Below are 18,569 nucleotides of genomic sequence, written 5' to 3'. Positions count from 1 at the left end.
CCAGTTGTCAGCATAGAATAGCGTTTAAAATGACAATTAAATCGTTTGCATAGAGTAACTATGCAAAATAAAAAAGGGAGCTAAGCTCCCTTTTTTATTTAATCGCATGTTTTATTTACTTTTTTCGCCAAAACATAGCCGCCAGTGCAGGTAGAATAATAATTGCACCTAACATATTTACTAAAAACATAAAGGTGAGCAAAATACCCATGTCCATTTGGAATTTAAGGTCTGAGAAGAACCAAGTACTCACACCGATGGCTAACGTTAATCCAGTAAAGATAACCGCACTACCACGTTCGACTAAGGCTTCAAAATACGCTTGCTGTACTGGCATACCATTGCTCAGTTTATTAGACATGGTCGATAAGATATAAATACCGTAATCCACACCAATACCTACACCAAGGGCAATAACCGGTAACGTACTTACCGCAAGACCAATATCAAGTAATGTCATTAATGCTTGCGCTAATGTTGATACAACATACAAAGGTATAATGACTGCAATTGTAGCTTTGAGTGATTTAAAACTGATTAAACACAATACAAATACAGCACCATAGACATAAATCATCATAGGTAGCTGAGCTTCACTCACAGCCTCATTAGTCGCAGCCATTACGCCAACAGGACCAGAAGCTAGTTTAAACTGTAATGTATCGCTATTAAGTTCAGCAGCAACGGCTTTTACTTTCTTCACCACCACTTCAATAGTTTCAGCCTTGTGATCTTTTAAGAAAAGATACACAGGCATCACTGAACAATTACCGTTTAATAAGCCAGAAGTCGTCGGTACTTGACCAACAGCTTGTACTAAACTGGCGGTAGTACGTGGTAATATTTCCCAGCGAGGATTGCCTTCGTTAAAACCAGCATTCACCTTTTTGGCAACAGAAGCCAAACTTGCCGTTGATTCAACACCAGGTGTATTTGCAACCATCCACTCAAATTGGTCAATTTGAGTCAACACAGAATGATAAGTACAGGCTTCTGGTGTTGCTTCTACAATCACTGTCATTACATCAGTAGTGATAGAAAAATGATCAGTGATAAAGAATGTATCTAAGTTGTAGCGAGAGTCTTGATGAAGTGCAGGCGCCCCACCCTGTAAATCTCCAATTTTCATTTTAGATGATTGCTGAAAACCAATACCGTATAACACCGCAGTTGAAATCAACACAATGACAGCATATTTCGGCGTGGCAAAATTTGATAACCAACGCCACATATTTTCAATCTTCTGGCGTTTTTCTGGATTTTCTTGCTTATTAGGTAATTCAAAATACGAAATCACCAATGGAAGTAAAATAAGGTTGGTTAGAATAATCACTGCCACACCTAACGAGGCAGAAATAGCAAGTTCACGAATTATACCGATATCAATTGCTAGCAAGGTTAAAAAACCAACTGTATCAGATAAAAGTGCTACACCACCTGGCACCAACAAGCTTCGAAATGCTGACGCTGAAGCCGCCTTTGTGGTTTGACCGTCTAGGACACGGCGTCGCACAGCATTAATCATCTGTACCCCGTGACTCACACCAATCGCAAATACCAAAAATGGTACCAGAATCGACATAGGATCTAAGCCAAATCCAACCACAGTGAGTAAGCCTAATTGCCAACAAACTGCGACTAAACTACAGACTAAAGGCAAAATGGTTAACATGATTGATTTAGAGAACAAATAAACCATGACAGCAGTAATAACGATGGCAATTAGGAAAAACAACAGTACGCCTTTGGCGCCTTCTGCAACATCCCCAGCCATTTTAGCAAATCCGATAATATGAATTTTTATCTTATCGTTTTCAAACTTGACACGCAGTTCTTGTTCTAATTGGTTAGCAAACGCAATAGTATCAATGGCTTTACCCGTTTGTGGGTCAAACTCCATCAACTGTGCTGACACCATTGCAGAAGTATAGTCATTGCCGATCAAGCGACCGACAATACCTGCTTTTTCAATATTGTCGCGAACAATTTGTAAACTATAATCATCATTACGAAAATCTGCGGGTATCACAGGGCCACCGGCAAAACCATCTTCAACCACTTCGGTAAAACGTGTAGAGGGTGAAAAAAGTGATTTTACTTGTGAGCGTTCTACGCCCGGAATAAAAAATAATTGATCATGCACGTTTTTTAGCGCATCAAAAAATACCGGGTTAAATATATTGCCACTTGTATCTTCAACGGCAACCATAATGCTATTAGCACCACCAAAATCTTTTTGGTGTTTGGTGTAGGTCTGCATATACGAGTGATTAAGCGGAATATTTTTACTAAAAGCCGCATCCATTTTTAATTGGCTGGCTTGATAACCTAAGAAAAAGGTAATAAAAATAAATGAAATAATGACCCATTTCCGATTACGGAATAAATGAGATTCGAATCCATTGACCAGTTTTTCTAACATCTTATCGGCCCTATTATTGTTGTTTTATAATCCAATCTAACCCTTAGGTTAGTTAAGCTGGAACAGTCCCTTAGAACCGGCAAACCATAACTGGCCTTTACTGTCCTTCGCAATTGCCACAATGTTTTCACCTTGGCGTCGAGTGACGATTTCTGCTTTGGTACCATCAATAGACAATACAACCCCAGCATTTCCTACAAGGTATAACTCATTATTGGCAGTAACAAGCGCCCCATTAATAGATGATTCAACGGGTAACTCAACTTGCTGCCATTCTGATAATGTTAAATCTGATTTGAAGACATGTCCACGCAACCCCATGACGTAGATATTGTCACCCATCTGAATTGCATTAAACATCGAGCCATCATAATCAAAATCGACTTTAGTAAAAGTTTGACCGTTATCTTCTGATACGGCAACCATACCTAATTCACCGACTAATAATAAACGCTGATCGGCTAAACGAATCAAACGATTAAAATGTGGCAATAAGGCAGAGCGTTCAGATAAATAAAGAGCCTCATCCTCAGCTTTTAACTCATTTAAATAAGCAATATCTTCTTCAAAGAGTAACTCTTGGTGGAATTCGTCTTGCCAAGTTTTTCCGCCATCTGCTGTACGATAAAATAACCCGTAAGCACCAACGGCAATACCATCATTAGCGGTATAGAAACGCACATCTAAAAAAGGTTTTTCAATATCAGTTGATTGCATTTGTAACGACCACGTCTCACCACCGTCTTCGGTATGAATAATCGTTGCATCATGACCAACAGCCCAGCCTTTATTCTCATCGAAAAAAAACACTTTAGTTAGCTGAGTTAATACAGGTGTAGCGACTTGTTGCCATTGACCATTTTTAAGTAGTAGCACATTGCCACGCTGCCCTACGGCAACAAGATGGTCGCCAGCATTGGCAATATCAAGCAATAATGAGGATTGAGCTAAAGGTTGAATTTGAACAGTAAGAGGGTCTAATTGGGCATTGACTGAAGCAGTATATAAACATGCACTAATCCCAATCGCCACTGCACTGCGAAGCATGCTAAACGTCATACAAACTTCCTTAACAATGAAGGGGCGCTAAGCGCCCCATTTTTTACGGCTAATTAACGAATACCGGCACGTCTTAGCGCATCTGGGGTAAAGTTAGATTCTGAAAGTGACGCATCAAAGTTGTACATGCGGCCTTCGTTATCCAATCCCATTGCTAAGTAACGACGTGATTGTAAGTCATGGAATACTTCTAACGTACTCCAATTCGTTAATGCATCATAGTAGTTAATCGTATGTGCAACACCGACACGATATAACTCGTCGCGGTTATCGTACATATCAGTTAAAGACACCTGCCATGAATCCTCGTCAATATAAAACACACGAGTTTTATAGATATGACGCATACCGTCTTTCAACGTTGCTTTCACTTCCCAAACACGATGTTTTTCATAACGAGCATATTCAGGGTTGATATGACCAGGTTTTATAATTTGGTCATACTTTAACTTGTCTGAATGTAGCTTGTAATCATTGTAAGGAATATAAACTTCTTTTTTGCCAACAAGTTCCCAGTTGTAACGCGAAGGAGAACCGTTAAACATATCGAAGTCATCTGTGGTTCTTAACCCGTCAGATACTGTGCCTGGTGTATCAAATGCCACGTTAGGAGCTTTACGAACGCGACGCTGTCCGGTGTTGTAAGTCCATGCTTGACGAGGTAAAGCCTCTTGGTCCATGGTTTCTTTTACCAACAAAGCAGTACCAGCTAAACGAGCGGGTTGTGTAACAACTTGTTTAAAATAAAACAAAGTGTTGGTCTCTTTTAGCTTATCTAAGGTCACTTCAGGACGAGTATATTCAAAACGAATCTCTTCCGCATTTTCAACCAAGGTATAAGAACCGCTTGAGGTTGGTGCGGCTTGGCTTCGATAAGTTTCTACATCGACACCACGATAACGTAAAATATGGTTCCAAATGACTTCTAAACCATTAGCAGGAATTGGAAACGGTACACCAATTGTTGCGCCGGAGATACCGTTACCTTGAGAAACTAATTCTGCATTAACGGCATTAACTTTAGTTGCATCGTAAACATACTGAGGTACAGATGCACTGCGACGAGATTGATACACATTCATTTTGTACGTATCAGGATAAAGCTCTAATAGCTTATTCTGGCCTGGCGTTAAAAACTCTGCATATTGTGCTTTGTTAGCATTGGTAATGGTAAATAATATTTTATCTTCAGGGAATGGATCCGGGTGATGCATTCCTTTGGTGTAACCTGCAACAGGCTTAGTAATACCACCGTCCCAAGCTGGGATTGAACCATCGGCATTAGCCGCTTTTTCACCGCCCAAAGGAGTTAACGTCGTGCCTAATGTGTCAGCGTCAGCTTGTGATACTTTCGCCAGCGCAGCAGGTGCACCAAGTGCCATAATCACTGCTGCCGATAATATCGTCAGTTTCTTCATTATAATTATCCTTTTAGATCGAATACTTGACGTTTAAAGAGATGTAATCTCTGTCAGTCATCGCATTTGTTGTTCCTACACCACCAAAGAAGTTGTTGTAAGAAATATCAGCGCCCCAACGACTTTGATAATCAAAGTTTAGACCTATCGCAACTGATTTTCTGCCCTCTGTAAATAAGAACATAGGATCAGGTGTTATACCGTTAACATCATGTGAAAAAATGATGCGTGGATACATGTTTACCCCAGCAAACACGTTATTAAAGTCAGCTTTAGCCACTAGACGATAACCCCAAGCAAAATCGGTTGGGAATGGATTAGTTTCAGGGCCATTGTGTAATGCTTCAATAATACCTGGCATATCAGGGTTACCACCAGAGCGCGCAGTACCAGGACCGCTTAGACGCAACTCATCAAATCCTGGCATGTCATGGATCCAAACACCACCCACTTCAGCAAGCATGGTTAAGTTATCTAACCCTAATGTTGGGCCAAATAAATGAGTAAACGTCATTTGAGCCTGAGTGGTGTCACGAGTGATATACCCATCAACCGTTTCTCCAGGAGAATAAACATCCATTTGAGAAATGCCATCGAGATCTGGACGTAAACCCGCATTCGCTAACTGCTGAGGCATTGCAGCAAACAATAGTTCGACATCATCGATTTGTAATGGTTCGTCAACACGGTGAGCAATTTCACCGGCAACTGAAGTATCACCGACTAATGTGTTAAAGCTAAAACCATATAATTGAATATCTTCAGGATAAACAATTTGTGATTTAGTAAACGTTTCCATGCTGAGTAATAAGTCACGATCAATATTACCGCCGCTAGCCGCTAAACGACCATAATCTCGAGCAATCGCTTCTGATGTGAAGTTAGAGGCTGTACCACTAATAATAGGACGGCGACTGTGGTAATTCATGTAGTACAAACCAAACTCTGTTTCACCTAATTCTGGTGAGTAATAACCAAGTTTAATACCGTATTGACCATCATCACTAGGATCAGCCGCATCTTGAACCAAAGCCACTTTAGTTGAATAAGCCGTCATATAAGCCGCATAAGCAGAGTTAAACCCTGTTGCAGCAGCTGCTTCGTATAAACGGGAATATTCAGAAATTAAGAAGTCTTGATTGATATCAGGGTTAGAGTTAAACCCTAGCTGCGCATTTTGATCGTAGCCACCAAAACCCGCAAAATCGTTAGTTGCAAAGTTAGAACCTGGTGTAGGAACCCAAATGCCCTGCCACTCATATTGATAGAAAGCTTCAACGTTGAGGTTTTCAGTTAACCCTAAAGAAGCCCAAACCATCCCTTGAGGACGAAATGCTTCTTTGAGCTCTGAACCTGGTGCATTAAGGATGTTTAAATCGACAGCGTTAATTTCAGCAATACCATGCGAAATAAGCGCGCTTTCTCCCCAAGAAACAACCTGACTACCCACTCGTACACTTAATGGGTTAGCACCGTCATTTAAATCCCAGTTGCCATAGACAAACGCATCTAATAAGCGAATGTCTTTACATTGCACTTCTGATGCTTCGCCATCTTCACAAGGGTCAAACTTTTGGCCCGTCAACGGGTCATTGAAATCATAACTACCATCATTTAATTTACGATCGTAGAAGTACATTCCACGAAGGAAAAGACCATAGTTTTCGTATTTTAGTGATAACTCATGAAGACCTTTTACAATCTCAGATGTAGTATCACCTTTAGCATACAATAAGTTACTTAAATCATTGTTGCTCGAATATGAACCAGATTGGTCCCAAATTTGAGCAGAAGTGTATTTGGTCGAACCAAAGGCACCACCAAAAGCAGAATAACCAGACCAATCAAATTGAGGTTGGTTTACCTTACCAATTTGACCGCTCCAGTCGCGGTCAGATACTCGCCAACTTGCACCTGCTGTCCATGTAGAGTCAAATGTTCCTTGAACATCACCCCAATCAAACGAAACTGCTGAGGCTGAAGTGCTCATACCCAAACATAATGCCGACACCACCCCCAAAGCGAGAGCCGACTTGTTAAATCTTTTTTTAACAATATTCATTTTAGTTCATCTCCGTAACCTGTTGGATTAGTTGTTATAGGAATTAAAACCAACATCTTGTTAGCCCACAGGCAACACCATTGTTACAGCATTTAACTATATTGAGCAAGGTCAAAAAAAAGAAAATGTTTAAGAAAATTAACGATGTCCAGCTAAATAACATCGAAAAAAACTAGCTTATATTTGAATTGAGAAAATAGAAAAGGTTACAAAGAATGAACCACTAACGAAAAAAGTTTATTTTCATGCACTTATAAATAATCATATTATTAACTTTACCATAACATGAATCAATCAAACGTTTGGAGTATAAACTCTAAACTTTATTAAGTGATTTAAAACTTCCATCATTATTTAACATTAATTTAAACTTACCCCGTATCCCTTGGGGGGTTAAAAATGGTCTAAAATACTTACCATTGATGTGCAACACTCTTCCATGCTGATCACGCACTTCTACTTTTTCAGCAACCCCTTGGTAGTACGGTAAAAAAGCGTCGTAGCTTACATTCAAAGAAAAGTATAATTCCATTGCTTTCTCCACAAAAAAGGAGAGCAAGCTCTCCTTTTTAAATGCCAATTTTGTCATCAGTCAATCTTAATAAGATGACAGTAAAACGACAACTATTAAGCCAACGATTTAGTGACTTTTTCGTATAAATCTTTCGATAAATCTGGCAAGTTTTTGAGCTCTTGCAAACACTGCTTCATCAACTCCTGCCTTGTTGCATCAAATTTTGCAAATTGGATTAATGGAGTAATCATTCGTGAAGCAACTTGGGGGTTGCTTTTATTCAATTTAACTAAAATTTTAGTTAAATAGCGATAACCTTCACCATCAGCACGATGGAATTGATAAGTATTCGCTGCTGCAAACGCACCAATTAATGAACGCACACGATTTGGATTAGAGAAACTAAAACTATTGTGTTTAGTTAATTGTTTAATATTTTCAATTACATCATCACTATTAATAAGTGCTTGCAACGTAAGCCACTTATCCATCACTAATGGTGTAGAATGCCATTTAGACTCAAAGTCACTTAACAAAGCAGGTAAACACGCTAATTGCGCTGTGGCTGCTGCTTTTAATGCCCCAAGACAATCAGTCATGTTTTGCGCTGCATAATATTGTTTTTCAACCAGACTCTCATGCACATCAGATATCTGGCACAATAAACTTAAGGCGATATTTTTAAATGCACGAGCTCCTGCATCATCGATATTAGCAAGTTCGCGATAACGTACTAATAATTCATCTTCACATGCGGTAGCCAACTCTTCAACGACGAATTCCCTGGCTTTGGCAAGGGCATCTAAATCAACAGTATTAACTTGTTCAATTAATGCTGAAGCAGATGGAATAGATAAAATCTCAGCAACAAGGGCTTGGTCTATATTCACATCTAAAATAATGCCCCTAAATGCTTCGATAACTCGACTGTCAACGGTCATTACTTGCTGTTGTTGTAATTGAGCAATGTTAGTCCAAATAGTTTGGCTAACTAATTGAACAGAGGCTTCCCAACGAGCAACCTCACTAGATGCATAGCGCATTAAATGCACAAGTTGTTCAATAGTAAAATCATAAACTAATTTAACAGGGGCAGAGAAATCCTGTAACAACGAAGGTGTTGGCACTGAACTTATCTCGTCAAACACAAATGTTTGAATGGATTTAGTCACATCCAATACTTTATTAACTAACGACGTTCCTGAACTGTCTAACAGCTCAATACTAAAAGGAATATGTAAAGTTTGACCTTTCACTCCTTTAGAGACAACGTGTTGAGCAACAGTTAAATGGTATTCACCTTTGTCGGCATCAAACTTATCGGTAACCGTCACCACAGGCGTTCCTGCTTGACTATACCAGCGCCTAAACAGTGTTAAATCTTTGCCGCTGGCATCTTGCATAGCATTAACGAAATCATCACAAGTTACAGCCTGGCCATCATGGCGCTCAAAATAACACTTCATTCCAGCTTGGAAACCATCTTCACCCAGAATGGTGTGCATCATACGAATAACTTCAGCGCCTTTGTCGTAAACAGTCACAGTGTAAAAATTATTCATTTCAATGACGCTTTCAGGGCGAATGGGGTGCGACATTGGCCCCGCATCTTCAGCAAACTGTTGGTTTTTCATTACACGAATAGCTTGAATACGGTTAACTGCGCGTGAACCAACATCTGAACTGAATTCTTGATCACGAAATACCGTTAGGCCTTCTTTTAAACTTAATTGAAACCAATCGCGGCAAGTAACGCGGTTACCTGTCCAGTTATGAAAATATTCATGGCCTACAACCGACTCAATACCGTGATAATCATCATCCGTTGCACTGGCTTTATCAGCAAGAACATATTTAGTATTAAACACATTCAAGCCTTTATTTTCCATCGCACCCATATTGAAAAAATCAACAGCGACAATCATATAAATATCTAAATCATATTCTAAGCCAAAGCGTGTTTCATCCCACTTCATCGATTTTTTCAATGATGCCATAGCATGATCTGCTTTGTGTAAATTACCTTTATCTACGAAGACTTGTAACTTAACCTCACGACCTGACTGAGTAGTAAAGCTATCATTTAATAAATCGAAATCTCCTGCTACAAGGGCAAACAAGTAACTTGGTTTTGGAAATGGATCGTGCCATTTAACAAAATGTCGTCCAGAGCGAGGCATTTCGCCTTTATCGACCAAATTACCGTTACTGAGTAAGAATGGAAACGCCGATTTATCGGCCTCAATACGCACTGTATAAATGGCTAGCACATCAGGACGATCTAAAAAGTATGTAATTCGGCGAAAACCTTCAGCTTCACATTGAGTGCAATAAGCACCGTCAGACATGTACAAACCTTCAAGACTTGAGTTTGCTTCTGGATCTAACAAGGTAATCACTTCAAGCTCAAACTCCGCGAGATCAGTATTAATAAACAGTTGATTATCGTGCTGTCGATAATTAGCAGACACACCATTTAATTTAACCGAGCTTAATGAAATTTGTTCACCCTCTAATACCAACTCGTGTTGGTGATCTCCGTTACGGATCACTTTGCTTGTCGCTGTAACTTTGGTGTTTTTGCCATCCAAAATGACATTTAGATCAACATGGGTAATCGTGAATGCTGGCTTGGCATAGTTTTTTAGGTGTTTTTCTTGTGCTTGGCTCATACAGGATCCTTTTCGAACAAACTCATTGATGTTGCAGTGTTTATCGTATAGTTAAACAAATATAACCATGCAGTTACACCACTAACTAAATACAGTAAAAACTTAACGATATTAATTTTATTAAGAAAAAACGCGCCTAAGCGCGTTTTTGTAAGTAACGGTGTGACTTATTTAGTACTAGCATTAGCCAGTTTTTCTGCATCAGCCATATCTAATGTGATATATGCTGTTTCATCTAAAAATGCATCAGGTAACTTACTGTCGTCAGTTGTCTCAATGTCATCAAGAGACTTAACCGCTTCTAAACCTTGATGAATACGACGGGCATTCTCACGGTCTAAAGCGCGTTTATCATCAGACTCACGTGAAGCTATGCGTTCACTTTCAACGAGCGAAATCGTTTTATCATCATGATGCTTTTTAAATTCGTTAATATCTTCATAGATATAACTAAATTCAGTATCAGTACTAATACGTGCTTTATGCTTCACGTCTAGATGACTAATTAAGCTCGGCGTTATATTACCTAACGTACTGTATTGGGCTACAGGCACTTTATCCCATGGAAGAGCATTTTTCTCTTCTGACTCACCATATTCACCAGGCTCAAGTGCACTTGGGAAACGAACATCTGGGGTAACACCTTTTAGCTGAGTACTGCCGCCATTGATACGGTAAAATTTAGCGATAGTATACTGTACATGTCCGATTGGTTTTTCGTACATATCATAAATTCTACCTAGGCTCTTGTGCTGTTGCACAGTGCCTTTACCAAATGTTGATTCACCGACAATAAGGGCTCTGTCGTAATCTTGTAACGCTGCTGCAAAAATTTCAGAGGCGGAAGCACTGTAACGGTCAACCATGACAGTCAATGGGCCGTTATAAGCGCTTTTTCCATCGTGATCGCTATTTTGATTTACACCACCATTAGCATCACGGATCTGAACAACTGGTCCCATGTCAATGAATAAACCGGTTAATAACGTGGCTTCGGTGAGAGCTCCACCGCCATTACCACGAAGGTCAATAATGATACCTTCTACGTTATCTTGCTCAAGTTTGGCTATTTCTTTGGCGACATCTTGCGATAAATTCATGTAAAAGCCAGGAATTTGAATCACACCAACCTTGCGGTTCGCATATTGGCCGTCTTTTGGCTCAACCACTTTAGACGTTGCAGCACGATCTTCTAAACGGATTTTGTCTCGTGTAATAGTTACTTCAAAAGGTTTAGCATTTGCGCCACCTTTGTTAGGCAAAATCTGTAATACAACTTCACTGCCCTTTGGGCCTTTAATCAAGTCGACTACATCATCTAAACGCCAGCCAATAACATCAACAATATCTTTGTCTTTTTGACCTACACCGACAATTTTATCTTCTGGAGATAACTTCTCACTATTTGCTGCAGGGCCGCCAGCAACAAGACTTTTAATAACTGTGTAGTCATCGTCCATTTGCAAAACAGCACCAATACCTTCAAGGCTTAAGTTCATTTCCATCTGGAAACGTTCTGCATTGCGAGGCGATAAATAGCTAGTATGAGGTTCTACACTACGGGCAAACGCATTCATTACACTTTGAAATACATCTTCGCTTTGCGTTTGGCTTAATCGTTTAATGGCATTGTTGTAACGCTTCTCTAACACTTCAACAATTTCAGGCCATTTCTTACCCGTTAGCTTTAAATTTAATGCATCATATTTAACGCGTTGACGCCATAATTCGTTAACTTCAGCTTCATTTTTTGGCCATGCAGCATCTTCACGATCAAATTCGTATGCATCACCCGCTTTGGTAAAATCAAATTCTTTGTCTAGAAGGGTTAATGCATAAGCAAAACGTTCATAACGACGTTTTTGTACCAAATCGTACATAGTGAATGCAGGAGTAATATCACCCGAAGTCACCATATTATCAAATTGGTTTTTGTACTCATCAAAACTGGCGATATCTTCGGCTGTGAGCACATTACGACGATAATCTAGTTGCTCTAGAAAACGTCCGTAAATTTGCTCAGAGAAGGCATCGTCAAGATTAAAACGGTGGTAGTGCGAGCGAGTAAATAAAGTCGTTACTCGCTTGCTAGCCACTTTGTGTTGTGGCTCTTGTGCTAGTTTGGGTAACTCGCTGATTTGAATCGTTGGTGATATTGCCCACGCCGAAAAGCCGACAAATAAGCTGGCAATCGACACGGCCAAGGTAAGTTTTCGCATCAACAAGTACTCCTTAAATTTCTATAATAGTATGTGCTCTACACGTACTTTGATGGTCAAGCCAGTGTCTAACTGAACATGCACATCTTCTTTGTTAATATCAGTAACAACACCAGGAACCGGTGTCGCGCCTAACTTAACATTCACTCGTTGCTTTTGTTTTAATTCTTCAAGCTTTGCAGGCTCAAGTTTAACAACAGGCGCAGCGACAGGTGCTGGACGTTCTTTCTTCACTGGTGCACGTTTAGGTGCAGCTTTCTTAACTGGCTTTTTTGGGGCATTTTTAGGTGCTTGAGCCTGACGCTTAGCTTTAGCCTTTTCTTGGCTTTCTTTTAGCGTAGCTTGAGCATGGTCAATATGCTCTTGCTCTAACTCACCACATTCATTGCCATCTAAATCGATACGTTTTGCACCGGCTTTAACACCTTTAAGGTATCGCCAGCTGCTTGTATAACGACGAAGAGCAACACGTAATTGTGTTTTACTGACTTTAGAATCATCAGCTAACCGTTCAGCCAAATCTTGAAACAGACCAATCTTTAATGGCTTAGTTTCACCTTCAGCGATAAAGCATAAAGGAAAGGTTTCATATAAATACGCTAAAATTGCGTTGGTGTCGGTCAACTTGTCTGTTGATTCCATTTTTACTTCCACGTTAATAAAGGGACTGGTTCAGCGGCATTGTAGCCATGCAGTCGTTCATCTTTCGCCAAGCTTCATCGTTAAAGCTCAACGTACAAATTATCACTATCCGCCTGTTTGCTAAAGTCATTGAAACAAACCTTAACAATTTAACCGAACTTACTATCAGCTTAAATCATCGCTAACAATGAAATCCAGTACAAATGCGTGCAGCTGCGTATTATAAAGCCCGCCACAGCGAATGCGACCATGATTTAGCCTTATTTGTTCGCTATTTAAGCAAATAGGCAAGATTCGAAACTTTTTACCATCATTTCTAGGCCAATTTGATCATCTTCATCGAAACGATTCAATAATGGACTGTCGATGTCTAAAACCGCCACAACTTCATCGCCGCGACGAACAGGGATGACAATTTCTGAATTACTCGCCGAATCGCAAGCAATATGACCATCGAATTGATGTACATCTGCAACTCTTTGGGTTTCATTTAAGGCTGCAGCAGTACCACATACGCCCTTCCCCATGTCAATTCGAGTGCAAGCTACTTTACCTTGAAACGGACCTAATACTAATTGGTCAGCACGCTTAATGTAAAATCCGGCCCAATTAAGGTCAGCTAAATTATCATTAAGTAATGCAGAAAAGTTAGCCATGCCCGCAATTAAATCGTCTTCGCCTTCTAACAATGCTTGGGCTTGGCGGTTTAATGTTTGGTAAAATTCGGTTTTCATTCTTGTTCCTTAACTCTGGCATTAACGCTCACTGTTGGCATTAACGTCGTTATTCCGCTGATGTATTTTTTGCAGATGCTTTTTTTACTTTTGTTGCAGCAGGGGTTTTAACCTGTACTGTGCCTTTTAGCAAGTTAGAAAGCTCATCTTTATTGTTTGCTAGATAAAATGCGAGTTGTTCGCACTTATTTTCATCAAGACCTAAATCTGCTTGCGTCAAAAAAGGAAGTAGATTATCGGCAATATCAAGCATCTTATCGTAGGCGTCAGCCTCCTTTTTCGATGTGAATGTCATCTTTTCCACCCCTTCTCTAACCACGACAAATTGGGTAATCACTGCCATGATATTATCCTCACTGTTTTTATATACAGTACATAGAATCTCATACTATTAACTTATGATGCAAGTGTTCTGATTATTCTGATATTATCAAGCAAAGCAGATATATTGCGTGTTGCATTTTATCTGCCGTCATCTGAGTAAAAAAGATGGCTTGGCAAGTGTTTGCTCATTAATAGCACCGTATATTACTATGGATTAAAAACTTTTGATGCATGAACTAGATGACCACGATTCCATCATCTTATGCCGGTCTTGTGATCTGGCCGTCACAAAGCGAGCACTCCCTTCAAGTGCGCGGGCAATCTGTCCGCGTTGTGATACGGTTTTATACGACTCTCCATATTGTTCTATTAATGGCATGTTAGCTTTATGTCTTGCTGCATTAATTATTTTTATACCCGCGAATTTATTACCTGTGCTTGAAATTCATTTTTTAGGCAGTATTCGCACCACCACAGTAATAGAAGCTGCAATAGCGGTATGGGCGCAAGGATATTGGGTAGTGGGACTTGCTGTATTAGTCGCCGCAGTGATTGCGCCAGCTGTGTTAATTTTATCAATTTTAACCCAGGTTATTATCGTAAAATTAAAATTACAGCGTTCTTTTTGGCAGCGAATTTATACAAGCTTGCTCAAAAACCAGGGGTTAATCGCGCAGATGACCATGCTCGAAATTTATGTCATCAGCTTTTTAGTTTCAGCGTTTCAATTATCTGACTTTTCAGATGTATATTTTGGCATGGGCACATTTAGTTTTACCATGTTGTTTGTCATTATTTTATTTTTACAACGAGAATATAATCTTGAACACATGTGGAGCTATGTAGATGAACATTGATCAATCATCCACATCTGAGCTACCCGTTGCTGAAGTGAAACAGCGAAGCACAACTACACCTAAACACTTGCAAGGTAATCAGCTCGGGTTATGTTTATGCTCAGTGTGTAAAAAGCTCAATGTCACTAGCAGTAGTCATTGTCGTCGCTGTTTTAGTCCATTATCAACACGTAATTACGCCAGCGTACAACAAAGTTGGGCATTACTTGTTACCGCTACGATTTTATTGGTGTTAGCCAATATCTACCCTATTACACTATTGACTAATCGTGGGGTGGTCACCAATGACACCATCTTTAGCGGCATAAGTCATTTGGTTCAAACAGGTATGTTTCCGATCGCCATAATTGTTTTTACTGCCAGTATTTTAGTGCCCTGGTTAAAAATTTTTGGTCTAGCAACATACTTAGCAGCCATTAGCTTTAACTTACCTATTTCAAAACGAAAATTAATGGTGGGTTTTCATATTATTGAATGGATTGGCCGTTGGTCGATGCTCGATTTATTTGTTATTTCATTAACCGTTGCACTCGTTAATATGGGGCAATTACTTGATGCTAAACCTGCGCCTGCAGCTACGGCTTTTGCGTTAGTTATTTTGCTAACACAACTGGCCGCTAAAGTGCTTGATACTCGTTTACTCTGGGACCGCTTGGAAAAAAAACATGACACAAATTGAATCACCTAAAGTTGTGAAGAAAAAATTATTCTCGCCAATCTGGTTATTACCCGTGGTCGCGTTAATTTTAGGCGCTTGGCTTGGGGTTAAAAGCATCAAGGAGTCTGGCATTGAGATCGTTATACACTTTCCGAGTGCTGCAGGTATCGACATAGGTAAAACACTTGTGAAATACCAAGGGTTAACTGTGGGTAAAGTGACTGATATTGGCATCGATGACGATTTAAAAGGCGTTAATGTGAAAGTCGTGATGGACTACAGAGCTGATCCATTTTTAAATCAAAACACATTGTTTTGGTTAGTTAAACCTAAGGCTAGCATTACTGGTGTTGAGGGCTTAGACACCTTATTTTCTGGTAACTATATTGCGATTCAACCTGGTGATGGCCGCTCGGCAACTGAGTTTGAAGCACAACGCGAAGCGCCAGCAATTTTACCTGGTAGCGAAGGTATTATGGTGGAGCTCAAAGCGCCTAAACTCGGCTCAATCGATGTAGGTTCACCGTTGTTCTTTCGACAAGTGCCTGTTGGTAGTGTCGTAAGTTACCGTCTTGATGGTAACAAACAAATTATCATTAGTGCTTTTGTGCAAGAGCAATATACGCACTTAGTCCACAAGGATTCACGATTTTGGAATGTGTCTGGATTAAAGATTGATGCATCACTAGCAGGAATTAAAGTAAACACTGAGAGTATCGCTTCCATTTTAGCCGGTGGTATTAGTTTCGACAGTGGTTCAGAAACCACAAAAGCTAGCAATGGCGATACATATCCATTATTTCAAGATGAACAAACCGCTATAGGTGGTGTTATGTTCACTTTGACGGCAGCCAATGCAGAAGATATCAGTGAAGGCACAGCTATTGTTTACCGAGGAATAACCATCGGTAATGTCGATACAAAACAGCTAACAGACAATGGTATTGAATTATCCGTTCGTGTTGAGCATCACTATAAAGAATTAATCACCCCAGATAGCCGTTTCTGGTTGAGCGGAGCAGAATTGTCGCTTAAGGGAATCAAAAATGTCGGCCGATTAATCTCTGGGAGTGTCATTAACGTATTACCTGGCATTAAAGAACCCACTGAACTAATGCAATTTGAACTTGCCTCACAAGCCCCAGACTTACTCAGTGCAGATAAACTGTTATTAACTGTGGTAGCTTCCACCCATACAGGGGTGAGTACTGGCGCGCAAATACGCTATAAACAATTACCAATAGGCCAAGTGGTTAGCGTTAACTTAAGTGATGACTTTGCTAAAGTTGAATATCAGATTGAGATATTACCTGAATTCAAAAAACTCGTCACTCAAGGCAGTTTTTTTGTACCTGAAAGTGCATTAGCTATCGATGCCTCCCTCGATGGCATTAATGTAACTACTCGAGATTTAACGACTATGCTAGAAGGTGCAATTAGCCTTGTGCCAGCTAATAACAAGACTTTGGTTGAAGCTAATAGCACCTTAGCTTTACATGAGTCTTTAGAAACTGCACAGGCTTTATACGCGCAACAACAAATGACGAAGTTAACCTTAAACAGTATCGATGGTGCTGATTTAGTGGAAGGCTCACCTATTTATTACAAAAAGATGCAGATAGGAGCTGTTGCTAAAGTTAATTGGCAAGCTAAAACAGACAAATTCAGTATCGATATAAACATCGATAAAAAGTTTTCTCCGTTAATCAAAACCAATACGGTATTTTGGCGCAACAATGCCGTGTCTATCAATGCAAGCCTAGCAGGTGTAAATATTGATGTTGCTCCACTTAAAGGCGCCATTAATGGCGGTATTACCCTTGGGCATTTAGACAGCAATATAGCAAGTGATACTAAAACCAATTTACGTTTATACGATAATCAGTCATTAGCGTTAATGCAGGCCAAAGTGATTGACCTAACGTTACCAGTCAGCGCTAAAGTCACTCCCAAAGCGGCTATACGTTTCCAAGGCCATCAAATTGGTGAAATATCACAAGTAAAACTTGACCCAAGTTTAACAACACTTAATGCCAAAGCTTATCTTTATGGTGACTATGCATCACATTTCAGCCGTATAGACAGTGAATTTTTTATTGTAGAAGCGCAAATATCACTTGCTGGTATAAACGCACCAGAAACACTATTAACTGGACCATACATAGGCGTTATTCCGGGTAAAGAGGCAGTAACAACTGATACGTTTATAGCGAAAAAACATGCTCGTTTAGATGCTAATATCCCTGCAGATGCTGTTAGGTTTCAGCTCGTAGATACCCAGTTAGGCTCAATCAAGGTCGGAACACCACTATTTTTCCGCGGTATTAATGTCGGTCAAATTGATGGTTATCAATTAGCTGATAGCGGTGTTGATATTACACTGTTTGCCCATGTTAATGCCCAATACGGTCATCTGGTTAATAAAAGCAGTCAATTTTGGGATGCTTCTGGGATCAAGCTAGATGTAGGCTTATTTTCTGGAGCAAAGCTTGAAACCCAGTCACTTGAAACCATTCTGGCAGGCGGAATAGCAATTGCAACACGCGATGTCACAACTGATTCAAACACCTTATCAGCAAATGACCGTATCGTCTTACAACATAACATACTTGAAGAATGGGCTGAGTGGCAGCCAACACAAACTAAATAATCAACAAGAATTGATGTAATCAATAAAAGGCCGATATCACTATCGGCCTTTTATTTTTGTTAGTAACTTACTCGCTATTTGCTATCGATTTCATCAATACCAATTCCACTAATTATCTGGTCATTCAGCGGGAGTCTGTGCCTTTTAGGCAAGTAATAGGTGTTCTGGTCACATAATTAATGGAAATCGTATAAGCTTACTTCAAAATAAGGAGTGCACTATTTCTATTAATAACCAGAGCTTTAACAAGATCAAAGTTAAAAATGTCATTTGTTATACTCGTAAAGTAAATTAACGCATCAATAGCTAACCTATTGTGAATCAACTTTACACTGTTA

14 protein-coding genes are annotated in these 18,569 nt (G+C 39.8%); 4 read left to right on the top strand and 10 right to left on the bottom strand.

Going from position 1 to position 18,569, the window contains the following annotated elements:
- Nucleotides 1–115: 115 nt before the first annotated feature.
- From IEY40_RS01060 to proQ, 8 genes are all read right to left on the bottom strand, one after another.
- The gene (locus IEY40_RS01060) at nucleotides 116–2,422 is read right to left on the bottom strand and encodes an efflux RND transporter permease subunit (RefSeq protein WP_188952513.1); all 2,307 of its coding nucleotides are present in this window, start codon (nucleotides 2,420–2,422) and stop codon (nucleotides 116–118) included.
- 48 nt (nucleotides 2,423–2,470) lie between these two features.
- Complete coding sequence (locus IEY40_RS01055; RefSeq protein ID WP_188952511.1) at nucleotides 2,471–3,481, bottom strand: WD40/YVTN/BNR-like repeat-containing protein; 1,011 nt, start codon at nucleotides 3,479–3,481, stop codon at nucleotides 2,471–2,473.
- A 53-nt stretch (nucleotides 3,482–3,534) separates the two neighbouring features.
- Nucleotides 3,535–4,899, bottom strand: coding sequence for a DUF1329 domain-containing protein (locus IEY40_RS01050; RefSeq protein WP_188952510.1), 1,365 nt, complete (start codon nucleotides 4,897–4,899; stop codon nucleotides 3,535–3,537).
- A gap of 13 nt (nucleotides 4,900–4,912) precedes the next feature.
- Entirely contained in the window at nucleotides 4,913–6,961 is a 2,049-nt protein-coding gene (locus IEY40_RS01045) for a DUF1302 domain-containing protein (protein ID WP_188952509.1), read from the bottom strand.
- A 316-nt stretch (nucleotides 6,962–7,277) separates the two neighbouring features.
- A complete protein-coding gene (locus IEY40_RS01040) occupies nucleotides 7,278–7,550 on the bottom strand; it encodes a DUF2835 domain-containing protein (RefSeq protein ID WP_428848130.1) in 273 nt (90 codons plus the stop codon).
- Nucleotides 7,551–7,588: 38 nt separating this feature from the next.
- Nucleotides 7,589–10,147: an aminopeptidase N gene (gene pepN, locus IEY40_RS01035; protein WP_188952508.1), complete on the bottom strand. Its 2,559-nt coding sequence runs from the start codon at nucleotides 10,145–10,147 to the stop codon at nucleotides 7,589–7,591.
- Nucleotides 10,148–10,314: 167 nt separating this feature from the next.
- Nucleotides 10,315–12,366: a carboxy terminal-processing peptidase gene (gene prc / locus IEY40_RS01030; protein ID WP_188952507.1), complete on the bottom strand. Its 2,052-nt coding sequence runs from the start codon at nucleotides 12,364–12,366 to the stop codon at nucleotides 10,315–10,317.
- A 21-nt stretch (nucleotides 12,367–12,387) separates the two neighbouring features.
- A complete protein-coding gene (gene proQ / locus IEY40_RS01025) occupies nucleotides 12,388–13,008 on the bottom strand; it encodes an RNA chaperone ProQ (protein WP_188952506.1) in 621 nt (206 codons plus the stop codon).
- 47 nt (nucleotides 13,009–13,055) lie between these two features.
- On the opposite strand from proQ, the gene IEY40_RS01020 reads away from it, so the two are divergent.
- Nucleotides 13,056–13,193: a hypothetical protein gene (locus tag IEY40_RS01020; RefSeq protein WP_188952505.1), complete on the top strand. Its 138-nt coding sequence runs from the start codon at nucleotides 13,056–13,058 to the stop codon at nucleotides 13,191–13,193.
- Nucleotides 13,194–13,283: 90 nt separating this feature from the next.
- Here the strand turns inward: IEY40_RS01020 and IEY40_RS01015 are convergent, their stop codons facing one another.
- Together IEY40_RS01015 and IEY40_RS01010 are read right to left on the bottom strand one after the other, a co-directional pair.
- Complete coding sequence (locus IEY40_RS01015) at nucleotides 13,284–13,742, bottom strand: free L-methionine (R)-S-oxide reductase MsrC (RefSeq protein ID WP_188952504.1); 459 nt, start codon at nucleotides 13,740–13,742, stop codon at nucleotides 13,284–13,286.
- 49 nt (nucleotides 13,743–13,791) lie between these two features.
- Nucleotides 13,792–14,085 carry a YebG family protein gene (locus IEY40_RS01010; protein WP_188952502.1) on the bottom strand — a complete coding sequence of 98 codons (294 nt, stop codon included), beginning with the start codon at nucleotides 14,083–14,085 and terminating at the stop codon, nucleotides 13,792–13,794.
- A 208-nt stretch (nucleotides 14,086–14,293) separates the two neighbouring features.
- On the opposite strand from IEY40_RS01010, the gene IEY40_RS01005 reads away from it, so the two are divergent.
- The 3 genes from IEY40_RS01005 to IEY40_RS00995 are packed head-to-tail and all read left to right on the top strand — an operon-like array spanning nucleotide 14,294 to nucleotide 18,231.
- On the top strand, nucleotides 14,294–14,923 hold the full coding sequence (locus IEY40_RS01005; RefSeq protein ID WP_188953440.1) for a paraquat-inducible protein A: 630 nt from the start codon (nucleotides 14,294–14,296) through the stop codon (nucleotides 14,921–14,923).
- Nucleotides 14,913–15,602: a paraquat-inducible protein A gene (locus IEY40_RS01000; RefSeq protein WP_188952500.1), complete on the top strand. Its 690-nt coding sequence runs from the start codon at nucleotides 14,913–14,915 to the stop codon at nucleotides 15,600–15,602. The genes IEY40_RS01005 and IEY40_RS01000 overlap by 11 nt, the downstream gene beginning before the upstream one ends.
- Nucleotides 15,589–18,231: a PqiB family protein gene (locus tag IEY40_RS00995; protein WP_188952498.1), complete on the top strand. Its 2,643-nt coding sequence runs from the start codon at nucleotides 15,589–15,591 to the stop codon at nucleotides 18,229–18,231. The genes IEY40_RS01000 and IEY40_RS00995 overlap by 14 nt, the downstream gene beginning before the upstream one ends.
- Nucleotides 18,232–18,569: the final 338 nt, after the last annotated feature.

This window comes from Shewanella ulleungensis (assembly GCF_014648315.1).
GTDB lineage: Bacteria > Pseudomonadota > Gammaproteobacteria > Enterobacterales > Shewanellaceae > Shewanella > Shewanella ulleungensis.
This window is presented reverse-complemented; position numbering and strand designations above follow the sequence as displayed.

What these genes read in the sequence shown, in the direction of transcription:
- IEY40_RS01060 (WP_188952513.1), bottom strand. Translation starts at nt 2,422, where the DNA reads ATGTTAGAAAAACTGGTCAATGGATTCGAATCTCATTTATTCCGTAAT.
- IEY40_RS01055 (WP_188952511.1), bottom strand. Translation starts at nt 3,481, where the DNA reads ATGACGTTTAGCATGCTTCGCAGTGCAGTGGCGATTGGGATTAGTGCA.
- IEY40_RS01050 (WP_188952510.1), bottom strand. Translation starts at nt 4,899, where the DNA reads ATGAAGAAACTGACGATATTATCGGCAGCAGTGATTATGGCACTTGGT.
- IEY40_RS01045 (WP_188952509.1), bottom strand. Translation starts at nt 6,961, where the DNA reads ATGAATATTGTTAAAAAAAGATTTAACAAGTCGGCTCTCGCTTTGGGG.
- IEY40_RS01040 (WP_428848130.1), bottom strand. Translation starts at nt 7,550, where the DNA reads ATGACAAAATTGGCATTTAAAAAGGAGAGCTTGCTCTCCTTTTTTGTG.
- pepN (WP_188952508.1), bottom strand. Translation starts at nt 10,147, where the DNA reads ATGAGCCAAGCACAAGAAAAACACCTAAAAAACTATGCCAAGCCAGCA.
- prc (WP_188952507.1), bottom strand. Translation starts at nt 12,366, where the DNA reads ATGCGAAAACTTACCTTGGCCGTGTCGATTGCCAGCTTATTTGTCGGC.
- proQ (WP_188952506.1), bottom strand. Translation starts at nt 13,008, where the DNA reads ATGGAATCAACAGACAAGTTGACCGACACCAACGCAATTTTAGCGTAT.
- IEY40_RS01020 (WP_188952505.1), top strand. Translation starts at nt 13,056, where the DNA reads ATGCAGTCGTTCATCTTTCGCCAAGCTTCATCGTTAAAGCTCAACGTA.
- IEY40_RS01015 (WP_188952504.1), bottom strand. Translation starts at nt 13,742, where the DNA reads ATGAAAACCGAATTTTACCAAACATTAAACCGCCAAGCCCAAGCATTG.
- IEY40_RS01010 (WP_188952502.1), bottom strand. Translation starts at nt 14,085, where the DNA reads ATGGCAGTGATTACCCAATTTGTCGTGGTTAGAGAAGGGGTGGAAAAG.
- IEY40_RS01005 (WP_188953440.1), top strand. Translation starts at nt 14,294, where the DNA reads ATGCATGAACTAGATGACCACGATTCCATCATCTTATGCCGGTCTTGT.
- IEY40_RS01000 (WP_188952500.1), top strand. Translation starts at nt 14,913, where the DNA reads ATGAACATTGATCAATCATCCACATCTGAGCTACCCGTTGCTGAAGTG.
- IEY40_RS00995 (WP_188952498.1), top strand. Translation starts at nt 15,589, where the DNA reads ATGACACAAATTGAATCACCTAAAGTTGTGAAGAAAAAATTATTCTCG.